Source organism: Vibrio sp. Vb1729 (assembly GCF_033338655.1).
GTDB classification, from domain to species: domain Bacteria; phylum Pseudomonadota; class Gammaproteobacteria; order Enterobacterales; family Vibrionaceae; genus Vibrio; species Vibrio alginolyticus.
Genome location: NZ_JAWOTB010000044.1, coordinates 107,990 through 126,522 on the forward strand (window position 1 = coordinate 107,990; position 18,533 = coordinate 126,522).

Annotated in this window: 6 protein-coding genes; all 6 read right to left on the bottom strand. The window is 44.0% G+C overall.

What is annotated here, in order from left to right:
- Nucleotides 1-46: 46 nt before the first annotated feature.
- Genes R7E29_RS17230 through R7E29_RS17255 form a run of 6 tightly spaced genes read right to left on the bottom strand, consistent with a single transcriptional unit; the run spans nt 47 to nt 18,439 of the window.
- Nucleotides 47-889: a phosphate ABC transporter substrate-binding protein gene (locus R7E29_RS17230; RefSeq protein ID WP_213896343.1), complete on the bottom strand. Its 843-nt coding sequence runs from the start codon at nt 887-889 to the stop codon at nt 47-49.
- Complete coding sequence (locus tag R7E29_RS17235; protein ID WP_053303115.1) at nt 879-1,499, bottom strand: OmpA family protein; 621 nt, start codon at nt 1,497-1,499, stop codon at nt 879-881. The genes R7E29_RS17230 and R7E29_RS17235 overlap by 11 nt, the downstream gene beginning before the upstream one ends.
- Nucleotides 1,492-2,805 carry a TolC family outer membrane protein gene (locus tag R7E29_RS17240; RefSeq protein WP_005377756.1) on the bottom strand — a complete coding sequence of 438 codons (1,314 nt, stop codon included), beginning with the start codon at nt 2,803-2,805 and terminating at the stop codon, nt 1,492-1,494. The genes R7E29_RS17235 and R7E29_RS17240 overlap by 8 nt, the downstream gene beginning before the upstream one ends.
- Before the next feature lie 15 nt (nt 2,806-2,820).
- Complete coding sequence (locus tag R7E29_RS17245; RefSeq protein ID WP_021033865.1) at nt 2,821-4,134, bottom strand: HlyD family type I secretion periplasmic adaptor subunit; 1,314 nt, start codon at nt 4,132-4,134, stop codon at nt 2,821-2,823.
- The gene (locus tag R7E29_RS17250) at nt 4,131-6,302 is read right to left on the bottom strand and encodes a type I secretion system permease/ATPase (RefSeq protein ID WP_213904936.1); all 2,172 of its coding nucleotides are present in this window, start codon (nt 6,300-6,302) and stop codon (nt 4,131-4,133) included. Before R7E29_RS17250 ends, R7E29_RS17245 begins: the two co-directional genes overlap by 4 nt.
- Nucleotides 6,299-18,439, bottom strand: a complete 12,141-nt coding sequence (locus R7E29_RS17255) for an Ig-like domain-containing protein (protein ID WP_318082764.1) — start codon at nt 18,437-18,439, stop codon at nt 6,299-6,301. The genes R7E29_RS17250 and R7E29_RS17255 overlap by 4 nt, the downstream gene beginning before the upstream one ends.
- Between the last annotated feature and the right edge of the window lie 94 nt (nt 18,440-18,533).

Sequence of the window (18,533 nt, forward strand, 5' to 3'; positions counted from 1 at the left end):
TAGAGCGGTACGTTCACTCAAGCCCACATAGTTAGGCGTATGAAGTTTATTTATACCCGTTTAAAACAACTGGCTCATCTAGCCCTAACTTCACCCTATTTATTTTAATAAGCGCTTTTGGTAGTGGAATAAACCCAGCATTTCGTACCTGTTGTGTATTGTTGTCGGTTGTAAGGAGTTCAAATAGCTTTGATTTTTTGATCTTCTGATTAGTGTCGAATTGTTTATTTATATAAACGTAATAGACCACGGAAAATGGATAGCGAAGAGAATAGATGCAATCTGTGCTCAAAGAGCATGAGTCATCGTTATGATGAACAGAGAGAGCCTTGTAGCTCGACCACTGTTCTGAGTATTTAAAATCGGAGTATCGCATATAAGCTTTGGCTGACAAGTCGTCGCTTAAAGCCCGTTTCAATCGGTCTTCATCAAGCATTTGAATCGATGATTGACAACCATTAGAGCTCACATCTGGGTTACTTAAACGCATCTCCCCGAAAGCATACGTATTTGCATCACAGCGTTTCAATTCACTAACGGAAACACTATCTACCGTACTCTTTTGACTATTGATTACGACAATAGCGTTTGCCATTAAAAACAAACGTGTAGGCCTGTGGCCTCTTTCTCGTTGAAATCGGGAGATGTTTTCATCTGACCATTTCTTAGATGTGATCGCAATAGAGGCTCCGTCATTTAGCATGTCGTTAAAACCACCAGACTGAGATGCAAGCGCTACATTTACACTTGGCTCATCTATCAATGTTTCTATCGTTTCTAGTATCTCTGGTTCGACAAAAATCGATGTTCGAGCCTCAGAGTCAGCAAATGCCAGCGGTGAAATCAAACATGAAGTTAGAGCAAGGAAAGGCAAGACTTTAATTTTCATAATTCAGCTCCAACTTCGAATTAGGTGTCAACTCGCTGTCCGAACTAAATATAGTCCACGCTTGTTCAGTACTTTCAGCTTTCGTGTTTACAACAGCAATTGTGCGCCTTTCCCGTTTTTTTAGTTGTACCGTCAATGCCGTATTCTGATAAAACTCTTGCTCTTCAATTCGATTATCTTGAATGCCGTTTCTCACTAGCAATTCTCGTATAGCTGCCGTCCTTTTCTTTGCCAACGCTTTGTTGTATTCGAGTGACGCTTCAGGGCTTGTGTCTCCTATCAGTATGACTTGCGCATTTGGGTTACTCTGAAGCAGTGCTTTCAACTCGCTTAGCGGCATATCATGAGATGGCGTTACCTGATGCTCATCCATCGCAAAGAAAAAGCTGATCAGGTGTGTCTGCGAGTCGTTGACCCAATTCGCACAGCCTTCACTGTCAACAACCACACCTTTTGGCGTATCTGCGCAGTTATCTCGTTGGTTTATCACGCCATCACTATCATTGTCTTTAAGGTCGTTGTACTGGTAAGTGGTCAACGTCGTATTCGGTGATTCAGCACAGCCTGCTAACATGAAAACTAGAAGACTCGTCACTGCGAATTTATCCATTATTGTTCTCCTTCCAGTTCTCTGGATACTCAACTCGCAACGCATAAGTCAGAATCCCCATCGAGTTGAATAAACGGTAAGTGGCAACCAAATGATCGTACTTTGTTCGGGTGTAGTTCCGTCTCGCAACAAACGTTTCAACTTTGGCATCTAATACATCTAACAAACTGCGTCGCCCTACATTGAACTGCTGGATGTACCCTAATTCAGTTACTTTCGCCGCATCAACGTTGACTTTTAAAAACTCCATTTGCTGTTGAAGCAATGTATGTGCGTCCCATGCCAGCCTTACACCTTCATTCGCATCTAGTTCTGCATTTGCTCGAATAGCCCTCGCCTCCTCTACTCGCCAGGCAGATGACTCCACTCGGGAGTCTGTAGAAAAGCCGTTAAAAAGATCGTAGTTGACCGTCAGCATAACCTTTGCATCTTCGTTAATGCCTTCAATATTATCCACGTTGTCTGTTTTGTTGGCTGACAGCTCAAGCTTGAGCTCTGGGTAGTAATCCCCCTTTTCTCTTTTTACTTCATGTCGAGCCGCCTCTAAATCTTTCATCGCTGACTGTATGGATGGGTGCAACCTAACCGCTTGTTTGAGTGCTTCGTCAAGCTTATTCGGAAGCAATTCCTGCGGGTAAACAGGCTCAACTAAGTTTTGCGGCGCTCGACCAACCAAACGTACAAATCTTGTTCTAGCATCGGAAAGATTGTTTTGGGCGGCAATCAATGAGGACTGTGTTGTCGCGACACGCGAAGAAACCTGCGCTAAGTCGGAGTTGCTGGTTAAACCTTTTTCTTTTTTATCTAGAATGAAACGGTAGATCTCTTGGTGTTCATTTAGGTTTCTTTCTGTCAGTTTCATCAACTCTCGGGCATGTAAAACATCCACATACGCTCTGACAGTATCTAATGCAACATTTTCCGCAGATGCCAATAAGTCCAAGCGTTCAGCTTCAGCCTCGTAAGATAGGCGATCAACATCAGCACTTGTTTTAAATCCATCAAATAACAGTTGGGAGATTCTTACGCCCATCTCCGTTCTTTCTAATGTTCTATCTTCACTGTCGATGTAGTTTCCGTTGTTATATCGAGTACCTTCGTACCCTGCTGCTGCATACAAATTAACCTGAGGAAGAAATGAACCATTTATGGCATTTCGGTCTCGTACCATCGACTCATAGCGAGAATAGCGAGCAAGCAAACTGGGGGAGCTATCGAGAGATAACGTAACTGACTCTTCTAAAGTCAAAGCGTTTGGCGACGATGATACTGCAAACAAGACCAATAACGTTGATTTAAGCCGCATCTTATATCCTTATGTCTATCTTTCTCTGAGCGAATTCTCTTTCGCACGTAATATAGGTTTTAACCAATAATTCAGTACTGTTTTTTCTCCTGTAAGAATGTCTACCACAACCTGCATTCCCGGGATGATCGTAAACTTATCATCAACCTTGAAAGTAACGTTGGCACGGTAGTAGGCATTGCCCTCTTCATTTTGAAGTGCATCGGCGCTTACGTAGGTCACTTCTCCTTCTAGGCCTCCGTAAATGACAAAGTCATAGGCAGACAACTTTACCGTTGCCGGCAGGCCAGGCCTTATGAAGGCGATATTCTGAGGAGAAATTCTCGCTTCAACGATTAACGTGCTATTACGAGGGACTATTTCTAAAATAGGCTCACCCGGCTTAACCACACCTCCGATGGTTCTGACAAAAACATCTTTGATGGTTCCATCGACCGGAGAAAGTAACTGCGTTCGATTCAACTGATCCGCAATCGCCTGACGACTTTCATTGAGCTGCGCTAGTTGCGTCACAACTTCATTGAGCTGCCCTTGTGCCTCTGCCCTAAAAGCAAGCGCAGTACCACGATAATCTGCGATGGATTCAGAATACACAGCCCTTTGCTTTTGGGCAGCAGCTTGTGAACTCGCGATGTCTCCTTTGAGCTTTATAACGTCTCTATTCAGTTTTAATAATTCCACTTCAGCCACCGCGCCACTAGAAACCACCTCTCTCAACATATCTCGCTCTTTCGAGACAATAACCAGACTGCTTTTTAGTGTTTGAATGGTATTCAAGGTATCTAGATAAGCTTGCGATTGTTGCTCAATTCGCAATTTAGCCTCCTCCAGCTCAGACTCCAGTTGGCTCAACCGCTCAAGATAGTTTGCTTTGGCATTTAGATAGGCAGAGTGGCCGGTCATCGAAATATCAAATGGCTGAGGCTCGATACTCACTTGTTGTTTCCAATCCAGTTGGAGGCTATTCACTTTTACCGTTTCTAATTCAATTTGAAGCCTCTGCTTTCTGGCGAGCAAAGATTCAACTTGTTCAGAGGTCTCCGAATAGGTCGACTTAAACCTTGTATCATCCAGAATAGCGATGGTTTGCCCCTTAGTGACGCTTTCACCAGGCATGACAAGTAACTCCTTTAGAATGCCTCCCTCTAAGCTCTGAATCGTCTGAACAGACAAAGTAGGAACAACCTTTCCTTCGCCGACAACCACTTCGTCTAACCTCGCCCACGAGGCCCAAATAATCACACTTAGCACTAACGCGGCAGACAACCAAATCAACGTTCTCGAACGGTTTGCTAAATGAGCATTACTCCAACGAACTGTGCTCATCATTGACCTCCTTCGCGTACAATTGATACTGCGCGTACTCTGTTCGTTTTCGCGTTAGACTGTTGTTTAGCAAAAATTTCTTGGGGCGCTCCTTCCCTCAAAATTGTGCCTATATCAAGCACAACAATTCGATCACAAAGCGATAATAAGGAATGTTTATGAGAGCTAATAATCATCGTCGTCGAGTGCGGCAACGATTTAAGAGCATTAAACAACGCATTCTCAGCTGGCTGGTCTAAGGAACTGGTTGGCTCGTCTAAAATTAATGCTGCAGGGTTTCGATAAAACGCTCTTGAAATCGCTACAGCTTGCCTTTGCCCCCCCGACAAATAACGCCCTCCTTCTCCGACTTGCGTTTCTAGACCATGAGGAAGGCGGCTCATGTACTGGTTCAAACCCGATAATTCTATCGCACGGCGTAAACGTTCTTGATCAATAACATGATGTCCTAATACTATGTTTTCCATAATGCTGCCGTATATAAGATGCGAATCTTGGCCAACCCAACCCGTTTTCTCTCTTATCAATTCGGCGGGCCAAAGCTGACTGTCAATGTCATCAAAATAAACGCTACCCTGTAAGGCACTGAGTTGATTGGTAATAATAGAAAGGAGTGTAGACTTTCCTGCTCCTGCACTACCAATAACGCCAACGCGTTCGCCTTGCTTGATAGTAAGATTAATATCTCTCAAACATGGCATATCAACATCTGGGTATTGGAAGCTCACGTTTTCTAAACGTATATTCCCTGTAAATTCGGCAGACGTAATGACCTGACTGCGTTGCACCTCCTGAGGTAAAGACATGATAGAATTTAAGCCTTCAACCGCTGTTTTTGTCTGTTGATAGCGAAGTAACAGCATAGCTAACTGGTTAATCGCCCCTGCAGCACGACCGCTAAGCATGACAATAGCAATGAGCCCCCCCATGCTGAGCAATCCCTCAGAAATTCTGTACACGCCTGTTACAAGTAACATTACGGTAATTATCTGCTGGCTAGATTGAATGGAGTAAGCAACGATATTCGAATAGTTTCGCGATTGATTTTGCCAATCAGAAAGCATGGATACCGTCTGCTCCCAACGCTTTTGTGCTTCTCCCGTAGCGTTATTTTGCTTAATCTCTTTTAAAGAGGACAATGAATCAAACAAGTGAGCTTGTCGCTTCATGGATAGTGCAGCACTTTCCGTATGTGATTGTTCTATTTTTGCTTTTACCGCAAAGCCAAGGATCAGCAGGATAAACATGACGGCAATAGGTATGAACATCATTGCCCCACCTAGCCAACCTATTAAGACTAAAAATAACAACGTAAATGGGAGATCAACTAAGGTCACAAGAGATGCAGAAGTAAAAAAATCGCGAACACTATCAAAATCTTGTAGTTGTCGAGCGAATGCACCGACTGATGCAGGACGGTGTTCAAGTTTCATCCCCATAACTTTAGAAAAAAGTATCGAAGAAAGCTTGTTATCGATGTACTTACCCGCGGTATCAGTGACAACTCCCCTTGCTTTACGCAATAGCCAATCAAAAATAATGATGACGGAGACACCAGCGACCAAAACCCATAATGTACTGAAAGCTTGATTAGGCACTACACGATCGTAAACGTTCATAGTGAAAAGCGGAATAACTAGCGCTAGCGTATTGATAAGGAAAGAGGCAATCAAAAGATCTCGATACCACGGAGACATTTCTTTCACTACGGCGAAAAGCCAATGTTCATTATAATCCGCTTGAATAGAACTTATCCGTTTGTCCAACTCTGGACGCATAGAAACTTGCCATGCTTGAGGCTGGAATTGATTATGCAGCTCCTCGCTCGTGACGTATTGCGTTTCACCTTGATCTTCACTAAATAACGTGACTTGATAATCGCTGTTATGTCGCTCAGATATAATAGCGGGTTGTAACGTCTTCCTATTGATTACCACCAATGGAAAGCTCAACATTGCGGTGGATTTTAAATCGATTAATGTGAGTTCAAGATCGGCTCGCTCAGCGGCTCTGATGAATAAGTCACTATCCAATCTACCCTCAACAAGAGGTAATCCAGAAAGCACCTTTTTTGTATGGTGTCTAACCTCAAAATAACGCATCAACCAAGTTAACGATTGCCCCCAAGGATCGTTAGTCAGCTCACTTGATGAGGATGAGTGATGCTTCATGACATACCACCTACTAGCAAGTTGTTGTCATCAATCATCTTCTGTAAGACATTTTCTTCGGCTACGCCAGTCGAGTCACCTTTGTAAAGCTGATCAAGAGTGACGCCCTGCATAAGAATCTGTTGTTTTGTCCCCGTCTCTTCTGGTTTTATGTGAAGCGTTACGCCATCATCATTCTCTGTTAAATCGAGCTTATTATCGACTTCTGTTATCGAGGTAGCGGTGATTATCGAGGCGATGTCAATTGTGTCATTATCATCACCAATAACGGATATTTGGAAATCGTTGATCACATCGTACGAGGGCTTTAACTCGTTACCGAGCCCTGAACTGTCAAACTGGAATACATCGCTGCCACTTCCTCCAATAAGCAAATCATTAGCATCTGTCGCAAGTAATGTTTGGCCCCCTTCTTCCACTAAGGTAACATTGACTGTCTGAGCAGCACCTTCTGCGACTGTAGCACCCAGTGTTGCAATCGGTTTTATCGACAACGTAAAATCACTTGCACCGCTAAACCCGCCAACGATGGAAAGATCAGCGACATCCTCTTGATCAACAGTATAAATGCCGTTCAATCTTTCACCATGACTCAACTCTAGATCTGTTGGTAATCCGCGAATCTCCACACTTCCAAACTCTTCGGGTGCAGGGTTGACTAAATTCATGCTCAACCCTAAAGGAATACTCCCAGACGCTTCAGACACAATAGATTGATAATCGGCCGTTAGTGTTGGCTCATCAGCTTCAGGGGTAACAACAATGGTTAGATCGGTGCTTTGCACATCTCCAAAATCGGTTTCGAGTGTCTCTGACACTATCGCTTGATCAAACGTTCTAACATTGAGAGCAACATCCATCGTTCCAAATGCATCCTTCGGAACGAACTCCAAACCTGACACTTCATTTGCTCGCACTAATACCGTCGCCACGGCATTGCCCGCGTCATCGAAGGTAAAGGATGAGAATTGAGTCCCGATACGAATCCTACCTAAGCCTTCCAATGCAGAGGGTTCAGAGCTTGCTTTGATCAACATCGACACTTCTATATATTCGTTGCTATTTGTTTCAAAACCGCTCGCTAAAAAGTCAATCGAAATGGAATCACCTTCATCTCCAGTGAACGTGTTAGAGGTTGTATTCAACGATACATCATCGCCAATCGGTTTTACGCCGACGTTGAACTGAGAAGTGGTATAGTTATAGTCGTTTGATCCAGACTCTTGGGTAATAGCTTGCAGTGTTAATGAAATATCCCCACTAAAATCTAGTGGCGGTAGAAAGTAAACCTTATCAAGTTGTGCTTGAGTTAGCTGCCACTCCTTGCTCTCACCATCCGTTGAACCGTTATCAGGGAGTAATTCGAACGTCCCATTATTGTCCCAAACCAACACGGCTCCGTTTGGCACTCCTGTCATGACCAAAGACATCGACTCAGAACCATCTTGATCGACTAATGATGCAGATAAGTTTCCTAAATAAATATAATTATCTTCATCACCAACTACGTCTTCTGTTTCCAGAACCGCTTTATCAACCACTGGGGCAATGGTAACGGTAACTTCTGTTGATTTAGTTTGAGTATCTTTCGCACTGTCAGTACTTAAACAACTTCCCGTGACTTCATCAGTAATGTTTGCGTCAACGGAAATAACAAGCTCTCCACTGTAGTTTTCAGGTGGGATTAACTGAATTTCGTTTAGACGCGTAACATCTGTCACTACCCATGTTCCATCACCGTTGTCAATGAGTAGGCTCGGGTCCACGGCAGTAAACCGCGCATTCTCGTCAGACACCGATAAAGAAACCCAATTGACACTTTCAAGGCCAGTCGCTGCGTCACCTTCTCCAGTAATGGACTGCATTGGTCCTTCACTATCGCCCAATACAAGAGCAAGATTCAGGTTGGTTATAGTATCTTCTTGAACCGTAACTTGGCTTGGTGCTATCGCGATATCATCGACAACAGGAGAGATTTGTACCGTAATGGTCTGAGCGGTTGTTTTCGAGTCACCATCGCATGGGGCCGTTTCTGTCACTTCTAAATTGAAAGTAATGCAACCAGCAAAGTCCTCATCCACGCCAGTAAGCGTCAAGGAAGACAATCCAGCGCTAGAAATTGAATAACCCAACAGATTGCCCGCATTATCATAAGCAGGTATCACACCTTCGCCAGTAAGCTCGACTCCTTCAGGTAAAGAATCTGCGGCGACAAAGAAGGAAACTAAGTTACCATCACTACTCGCCACATCAGGGTTTAAAAACGCCCCAATTGAGACATCTTCACCTTCTTTACCTACAATATCCCCACTTTGAACGCTTCCCGGTTCACCAGGATCAGCACACTGGTCTCCATCTCCTTCATGGCCAGTAATTTGAATTTGGAACTGACCTGTGATGTATTGAGCATCCGTTCCATCTCGAACATACGCTAACACATTCACATCAAGTATCTCTGTATTAGATGGGCTATAAATCGATGCGCCAGCAAGCAAATCTTGAGCGGTTTCCAACACGCTATCACTTGTGATTCCTTCCATTGGAATCAGCCAGTTCCCATCGGCATCTTGAGAAGCACCATTCGGATGAATAACAATGAGGTCTTGGCCCTGCGGTATCTGTAAAACGATGTAATCGAGATACTCTGAACCATCAATATCCGCTTCTGTAAATGTAATGCCTCCACTCACGTCAACAGCAGACCCATCCGTACTTGTGAATACTTCAGTCGCGCCTTCTAAACGTGTTTTGTCAATATCTTCATTACCAATATCCACTTTTCCAGAAACCACGACGCTCAAAGAACCGTTGATTGCCTTTACATCAGTCTCCAGCGTAGGAGACGTGTCTGTCACTTCGTACTGAACTTCCAGGCTAAACGTCCCACTTAGGTCTTCATTAGCTTTTACAGTGATTCGTCCACTGTTTAACAACTCAGATAATGTTGCCGAGCTACCATCGAGTAGTTCATTGAGTTCTAACGGTAAATTACTTTCCTCTACTGCATTACCATCAAAGTAAAGTGTTAAGCCATCTGGAATGGATACAATGGTGTATCCTGTCAAGGACTCACTAGAATCTATATCTTGATTAACGACAGGCTCAAGATTTAGTGTGATGAAATTGTCCTCAATACCATTGCTTTGTAATTCTTGACCGTCAGTTTGATCAACAATAGGTGAGATTTCCATTTCCACTTTAAGAGGGGTTTCAGCAGAATCACCATCCGGCTCTGTTGAAACGACGATAACATCCATGCTCAGTGTTCCACTAAAATCTTGCTCTGTTTTGAGGTAAGTGTTTTCAAGAACAGCGTTTGAGACCTGATAAACTGGCCCCGTTATTGGGTCCACGTAAGCAATTGGAAGAACAATAGGGTCACCATTTACATCTGTCAGTTGTGTTCCCACAGGGATGTTCTGAAGCAAGATATTAATTTCTTCTGATAGATCGTCGTCTGATGTCTGGATGATAAAATCCAGTTGTATCAGGTTATCTTCGTCTAACGTAGAGAGATTACTAATTACTTTAGTCGCTTGATCATATTGCCAATTCCCCTGTCCACCATCTAGAACAATTGGTTCATCGACCACGCCTTTTAGCTTAATGTCAATGGTTGCAGATTGGCTCTCGGCGGTTTCATTAATAGGTGCTAAGCCATCAATAGTCGACTCTGTTGAAATGGCGGTTACTTGAAGGGATAGAGATTCAGTAAATGAGCTGATATCCGATTTTGGTTGAAGTAACGCCTCCGAATTGGCTAGAGCATTGGAGGTCACTAGGTAGGTATTAATACCGATAAGCGTAATCCCAGCTCCGACAGGCAATGTCCAACCATCTTGAACTTCTATGCGATAAGACAGAGACTCCGAGCCATCTGTGTCAGTGAGCCGCCCTAAGATGTACTCTTTTAAGTCAATCGCTTGGTCTTCAAGCCCCTGAATGTTTTTAACGGTCAGCGTAGGCACATCGGCATCTGGAGATATATCGATAACAACTTGCTCAGTGATCTCCGCTGTTTTATCTTGCTCATCGGCAAACACACTACCCGACTCAGTCGTTACTGCCGTTACATCAAAAGTAAATCTTCCGGCTAAGTTTTCGTTAGATGTGATTTCAATTTGATCTAACTCGGATTGGCTATACGCTTTCCCTTCCTCAATAGCACTTCCGTTAAGTGTTAATATAAGTCCATCTGGAATATTCGAAATTTGGTAGTGGAGCGTTTCAGAACCGTCTTGGTCAAACTTTTCAGCGACAATATTGAGTGAAAGTGATTCAGCGGAATCTTCAACACTTTGATAAGAAAAGTCCGAATCATTAGACCACTCTGGCAAATCTGCAACCGGTAAAACGTTAACATTTAACGTATTATTGCCTTGTAATACAAAACCATCTGGTTCGACATCAGATACGATTAATGCAGACACTGCTAACGAAACTTTGATAGTGTTGCCCGACAGGTTTAGTGCTGGTTGATAAGTGAGATCACCATTTGGAACAGTGAATATACCCACCCCCATTAGCTCTGTACCAGAAAGACTAATAAATCCGTCATTATCATCATCTTCAAGGCGCGCTCCGTCTAAAAACAGAGCCCCTCCTTGTAGAGATTCAACAGAGATCCTTATCGCTTCAACACGCTCATTATTCTCCGTATCCCCAGGAGAAACTCTAATCGGTAACGCGACTGGCGTAGGGTCTCCACTATTATTCGCGCCATTATCTTCTAACGTATCTACATTAACGGTTCGAATAAAGCCCCTAGCATCATCAAGAATTAATTGAGCTTCACTGCTTGCTTGGTCACCGTCTGCATCCGTCACAGTTATCGTTAGATCATCAAGCAAACCACCTACAGGCGTATTAACAATAAGCTCGGTAGTTAGCGTAAATGTCCCATCTTGAGCAATAGTCAGCGTTCCATATTTTAAGTTACCATCACTACTATTGATTAAATCGATGGTCCAAGCATCATTGCTAAATACCGAACTCGCCGTATCGTATGTTTCACCTGCATAGGTCAAACTTGAAATCAACGTGCCATCTGAACTGATTAAGTCGGCATTATTGCTAAACCAGTTTCCCGAAAACTCATCCCCCTCGGTAAGTTCAATTTCTATTGGTGAGCTTGTGTCTTCGGGGATATCATCCACTACACTAACGGTATATATCCCAGCTTCAGACTGGTCGCCATCCTTATCAACGGCATAAATTGAAAAACTGAGTTCTAATGTGTTCTCGTCCGCTGGAACACCGTCAGGTTCATCGTGTTCAAGTGCACGGTATAGATCAAACTCGACAGTCCCATCGGTATTAAATCTAATTCTAAAGACGTCTTGCTCGCTTTCATCTCTTGCATATAACCAACCATTCGAGTCCGGTGAATCAAGCGCAACCAGGCTGCCACTACTTGTTTTATAGCCGAGCGCATTGAACATATCGATATTCACGCTCACACTGGCGATAGAGTCTGAACCTTGTACTAGCGTAATGGATGGTGACGAGCCCTCGATGCCAGAATCAAGCGAATCATCATTCAACCCGCTTTCATTGACTGTGATTCCCTCTGTAATTACTAGTTCCGGAAACAAGCCATCATAGACCTGTATGTTGGACTCCGTAGAGATCTCGCTTCCATCAGAATCTCTCGCCACGATGGGCATAGAGATCGACAATTGCGTCCCATCACCTAAAACATGGTCAAGCGAGTGATAAAGCTCTACAGTTACATTAACGGTAGACGTATCATTTGATGGCAAAGAGAAGTCACTAGGTAACGTGACCCTAAATACAACGTCTCCAGTGTCTGAAATTGCGTCAAAGCTTCCATCATTGTTATCGTACCAAGTGACAGCCTCTCCGTTATAAGTAACAGCATCACCAAGCGTAGTTTTGACAGTATCTCCATCATTTATGTCAACACCCAGATACACAATCGGATCGAATGATGACGTAACTATCACATCCGTATTCGCTATGGCTGAAACCCCATCAGGAGCAATGTTTGTATCGACAGGTGTTTCGGTTAACTCGACATTGCCACTATTGATTAGCGCTTGTCCATTGTCGTTATCTATCACATTAATGTCTAAAACGACCGACGTGTTATCTTGGTCTGAGTCCATTGCAGTAACAACGAGAGGTACGTTTGGATCAGTATTTTCTTGTTGGTCGAGAGCCTGAAAAAGCTCAAAGGAGTAGGTAATGTCGCCATTTGCATCAATAGGTAAAGAAGCATTGAGGATAGCTTGAAAGATGGGAATCTGAGTTTGCCCATCTTCGTCAAGAATATAACCATCAAGTGTTTTGCCATCCGCAGAGACTTGATAAAGCACAACTTGTTCACCACTCGTCAACAAGGGTTGTTCAGAGACGATGAACGACAAAGATTCGAGGTAATCACTGCCAACCTCAACTTGAAAATTCCCTGAGCTCAACACACCTCCATTTGCGAGATCAGATTCTTTTACTTCTACCCCATTCAAATTATTTAAAGTTGGGTCTGCGCCATCCTTTAGAACATAGTCAATTTCATTCTCTACAAGCGGTGTGGCATCTAAATCTACGCCACCAATGGTCAACGGGAAAGTGACCGTATCACTGCTATTGAATTGATCGATAGGGTGCTCAAGAGTAAGCGAAATTGAAGCTAATACATCGTTACCCGACTCAACGCCACTCAACGTTAACGTAAATACAGTGACACCATTCGCAAATGCTGTAATTTGCTTTCCACTGGAACTTAACGTGTAGCTAAGCTCATTATCAGAGACTGAGCTTGTAAGCCCTAATGCTTCTAACTTAGTAATAGATGACCCACCGAAATGCAAACTACTCGGATCCGGATTGTCAGATCCCGCGACAATATTAACAGTTCCTTCAGAGTTCAATATCGGGCCATCCAAAGGGACTTCTGTTACGTCTATAGTCGCATTGCCTACGTAACCTGCTTGTCCATCACTAATATCAATCGTCGCGTTAGCCAAGCCATAGTCTTGGGAGTCATCTGCAGCTAAATAGCTGAAAGAAACACTTTGCTCGACCGAATGATCTAGGTTTCGACCTGCATCAAACTGCCAAGAGCCATCAGAAAATACGGTTAATTCGCCTTTTTCTAAACTAAAACTTACGGATCCCCCCTCTAGAATTGACTTCTGCTCCCCGCCAGCCTCTACAAATTTCACATAAAGTGTTCCATCAAGATCAATATCATTTTCAAGTAGATTGCCCGTAATTGTTTGATCTTCTGCGACTGAGTATGTGTCATCTCTAATCACCGGATCAGAGTCATAAATAGTAATCGTTAACGGTGCCACAACCGTCTCTTGTGTACCGTCAGCATCACTTTGAATGCTTTCAACCAATACGTTAGTCACCAGCTCATCTTGACCTACACCATGATCAATCGCTTCATAAAAAGTAATTTGAACCGTACCATCATCATTGACCTCTGCAGAGAAAACTAATCGGTCGTCAGTCGATGTTCCTTGTAAGCTCAACCCATCTTCTGCAACAACAACATTTATAGATTGACCGACCGATGTAAGCGCGCTCAAACTTGGTTGCTCTGCATGCAGTGCTGGCACACCATTTTCTATGTTGATGGCTGCCGAGCTGCTTTGCTCACCAAAAAATCCAACGATGTTTTCAGAAAATACCGTTGAACCGGGTAGCACTATTGTCGGCATGGTATCGACCACGTGGTTGCCGGCGGCATCCAACACTTCTGCTTCAATGGTCCACGTGTTGTTTAGATTGAGAGTGTTTACGTCAATTCCGGTTACTGTCCACGAACCTGATGCATCAACGAGGCCAGTAAAATTCAGCGTGCTGTCTCCGTCACTTACCCGAATCGTCACTGCCAAACCTTGCTCTACACCACTGGTTGTCCCTCTCATTTCCGTGACTATACCCTCACGGAAATCATCAATGGCAAGACCACCGCTAATATAAAAATCCGTATCGATATCAATGGTGGGAGCAGTGGCATCTATGGTCGTAGCCTCATCCATCGCTTTCGCTTGGTTGCCCGCCACATCATTCACGGAGGCAGATACGGTTAACGCCCCATCGGCTAACGTGGATAAGTTCGCCCCTTCGACTTGCCACATACCATCAACGACAACGGCATTGAACGAGAGCATCACCCCCAAGCTGTCTTGAACCGTGACAGAAACCGTCTGACCATTTTCAACATCACTGACTTGCCCTGACAAAGTGACAGATTGGCGCTCTTCAGTGTTTAAATAGCCGTCTCCGCCATCGTCAACGTCCACCGTCACACTTGCGAGCGTATCTTTGATGATGGTGTTTTCACTGGTTGTAGGGTTGCCCGCTATATCAATACTCTCAGCAACAACTGTCAGCGTACCTTCAGACAATCCAGAAAGGTCAACGTCGTCCAGAGACCAACTTCCACCAGTCACCACCGTTTCTAAGTTTATGACCGCTCCTAACGAGTCGGTTACCGTAACTTGGATACGCTGGCCATCTTCAATGTTTTCAATCGTCCCTTCGAGGCGAGTAGTCGCGATTTCGTACTGATTTAAATACTCATCCCCTCCACCATCAAAATTGACGTTCACCGTTGCAAGCGTATCTTTAATGGTCGTATCGACGGCGTTCAGGTTATTGCCATAAATGTCAGAAACCACAGAAGTCACCGTAAGCGGCCCTTCGGCAAGAGAAGACAGATCAACGCCTGATAGGGTATAAGCCTCGTTCTCTACGGTCGTTGTAACAGTAATAGAATTATTGAGGCTGTCGGTAATGGTGATAATAACAAGCCACTCATCGCTTATCTTGAGTGCGTCACCTTGAATCGTGACACTAGGAACTTCAAACTGGTTTTCGTATCCATCACCGCCATCAAGAATATCTACTGTTAAAGAGGCATCATCGTTCAAACCTTCTATTGCCTCTAAGGTAATATCCAATGTTACCGAGGTGGTGTCACCGTCTGAATCTGTTGCATTAACTAACAATGGTATATCCAGGATTTGATCTTTTGACAGATCGAAAGAGCGATATAATTCAAAGGAATACTCTATTTCACTACTTGACTCTAAAGGTAATGTGGATAATAGTTTCGATTGAAAAATATTTACTTCCACCCCACCTTCTAAGATATAGCCAGTAATTGTCGTACCGTCATCAGACAGACGGTAAAGCAACTCACTTTCACTACTCACTAATGTGGGCTGGTTAAATTCGCTAAATCGAAGAGAGTCAACATAATCACTCCCGATATCGAGTTGAAGGCTCCCAGTTTTAAAGATTGCCCCACTTTCTAGATTAATCTCCTCCATTGCAACAACAGTCAAGTTGCTCAACGTAGGATCAACACCATCTTTCAACACGAAATCAATTTCGTTCTCTACAAGCGGTGTGGAGTCTAGATCTGTCCCTCCAATGGTCAGCGGGAAAGTGACCGTATCACTACTATTGAATTGATCGATAGGATGATCAAGAGTAAGCGAGATTGAAGCTAGTACATCGTTACCCGACTCAATGCCACTCAATGTTAACGTAAATACAGTGACACCATTGGCAAATGCTGTGATTTGCTTTCCACTGGAACTTAACGTGTAGCTAAGCTCATTATCAGAGACTGAGCTTGTAAGCCCTAATGCCTCTAACTTAGTAATGGATGCCCCACCAAAATACAAACTAGTCGGATCAGGGTTATCAGAGCCAGCAATCACATTAACACTGCCTTCGGTGGTTAATAATGCCTCTCCCAGAGGTACTTCTGCTGCGTTTATAGTAGCGCTGCCTACATAACCCGCTTGGCCATCTATAATGTCGATAGTTGCGGTTGCTACACCGTAATCTTTTGAATCATCGGCTGCGAGATAATCAAAAACGAGACTTTGCTCAACCGTGTGATCTAAGTTGCGACTGGCATTCAACTGCCAAGAGCCATCTGAAAATACGGTTAATTCACCCTTCTCTAGACTAAAACTTACTGAGCCACCATCAGGGACAGACTGGATCTCTCCTCCGGCTCTGACATATCGAATGTACAAGTCACCATCAATATCAATGTCATTCTCCAGTACATTGCCAGAAATGACTTGGCCTTCGGTTACACTATATGACTCATTTTCGATCACTGGATCGGCATCAAGGATGGCGATTTCTAGGGGAGCCACAACAGCCTCTTGTGTGCCGTCAGCATCACTTTGAATGCTTTCAACCAATACGTTAGTCACCAGCTCATCTTGACCTACACCATGATCAATCGCTTCATAAAAAGTAATTTGAACCGTACCATCATCATTGACCTCTGCAGAGAAAACTAATCGGTCGTCAGTCGATGTTCCTTGTAAGCTCAACCCATCTTCTGCAACAACAACATTTATAGATTGACCGACCGATGTAAGCGCGCTCAAACTTGGTTGCTCTGCATGCAGTGCTGGCACACCATTTTCTATGTTGATGGCTGCCGAGCTGCTTTGCTCACCAAAAAATCCAACGATGTTTTCAGAAAATACCGTTGAACCGGGTAGCACTATTGTCGGCATGGTATCGACCACGTGGTTGCCGGCGGCATCCAACACTTCTGCTTCAATGGTCCACGTGTTGTTTAGATTGAGAGTGTTTACGTCAATTCCGGTTACTGTCCACGAACCTGATGCATCAACGAGGCCAGTAAAATTCAGCGTGCTGTCTCCGTCACTTACCCGAATCGTCACTGCCAAACCTTGCTCTACACCACTGGTTGTCCCTCTCATTTCCGTGACTATACCCTCACGGAAATCATCAATGGCAAGACCACCGCTAATATAAAAATCCGTATCGATATCAATGGTGGGAGCAGTGGCATCTATGGTCGTAGCCTCATCCATCGCTTTCGCTTGGTTGCCCGCCACATCATTCACGGAGGCAGATACGGTTAACGCCCCATCGGCTAACGTGGATAAGTTCGCCCCTTCGACTTGCCACATACCATCAACGACAACGGCATTGAACGAGAGCATCACCCCCAAGCTGTCTTGAACCGTGACAGAAACCGTCTGACCATTTTCAACATCACTGACTTGCCCTGACAAAGTGACAGATTGGCGCTCTTCAGTGTTTAAATAGCCGTCTCCGCCATCGTCAACGTCCACCGTCACACTTGCGAGCGTATCTTTGATGATGGTGTTTTCACTGGTTGTAGGGTTGCCCGCTATATCAATACTCTCAGCAACAACTGTCAGCGTACCTTCAGACAATCCAGAAAGGTCAACGTCGTCCAGAGACCAACTTCCACCAGTCACCACCGTTTCTAAGTTTATGACCGCTCCTAACGAGTCGGTTACCGTAACTTGGATACGCTGGCCATCTTCAATGTTTTCAATCGTCCCTTCGAGGCGAGTAGTCGCGATTTCGTACTGATTTAAATACTCATCCCCTCCACCATCAAAATTGACGTTCACCGTTGCAAGCGTATCTTTAATGGTCGTATCGACGGCGTTCAGGTTATTGCCATAAATGTCAGAAACCACAGAAGTCACCGTAAGCGGCCCTTCGGCAAGAGAAGACAGATCAACGCCTGATAGGGTATAAGCCTCGTTCTCTACGGTCGTTGTAACAGTAATAGAATTATTGAGGCTGTCGGTAATGGTGATAATAACAAGCCACTCATCGCTTATCTTGAGTGCGTCACCTTGAATCGTGACACTAGGAACTTCAAACTGGTTTTCGTATCCATCGCCGCCATCAAGAATATCCACCGTTAATATAGCATCGGGATTCAACCGCTCAGGAGCCTGAGTCTCAGAAGTTGGGTTCTCTCTTTCTTGCACTGCTGGCCTAGTAACATAGCCATTAGAAACGAGTTGCTCAGGTAAAACAGCGCGAATATAGGCAACAAAACTTAACCCACCAGAAGACTCACTAAAATCTCGAACGCTCTGATTAAAAGTGGATTCAATACCGTTTTGAGATGCAATTAAAAGATCATTCGAACTCGATTCATCCTCACTTGTTGTATCTTCATTAAATGCAATATCGAGAATGTCAGTATTAAGAACAACCACCTCTACTTCTGGAACTAATTGTTCGTTGGGCAACATTTGGATCCAAGAACCGTCACTTAAAACCGCCCAAAGAACATTACCGATTTGAATGTAGAGTATTGGCTGCATAATTCGCCCCATATGAAACAACGAACTTTAAGTATGGTCGACGAATATGACTGTTCAAATGAAACTAGAAAAAACATGGCCCTAAATGGCTCTA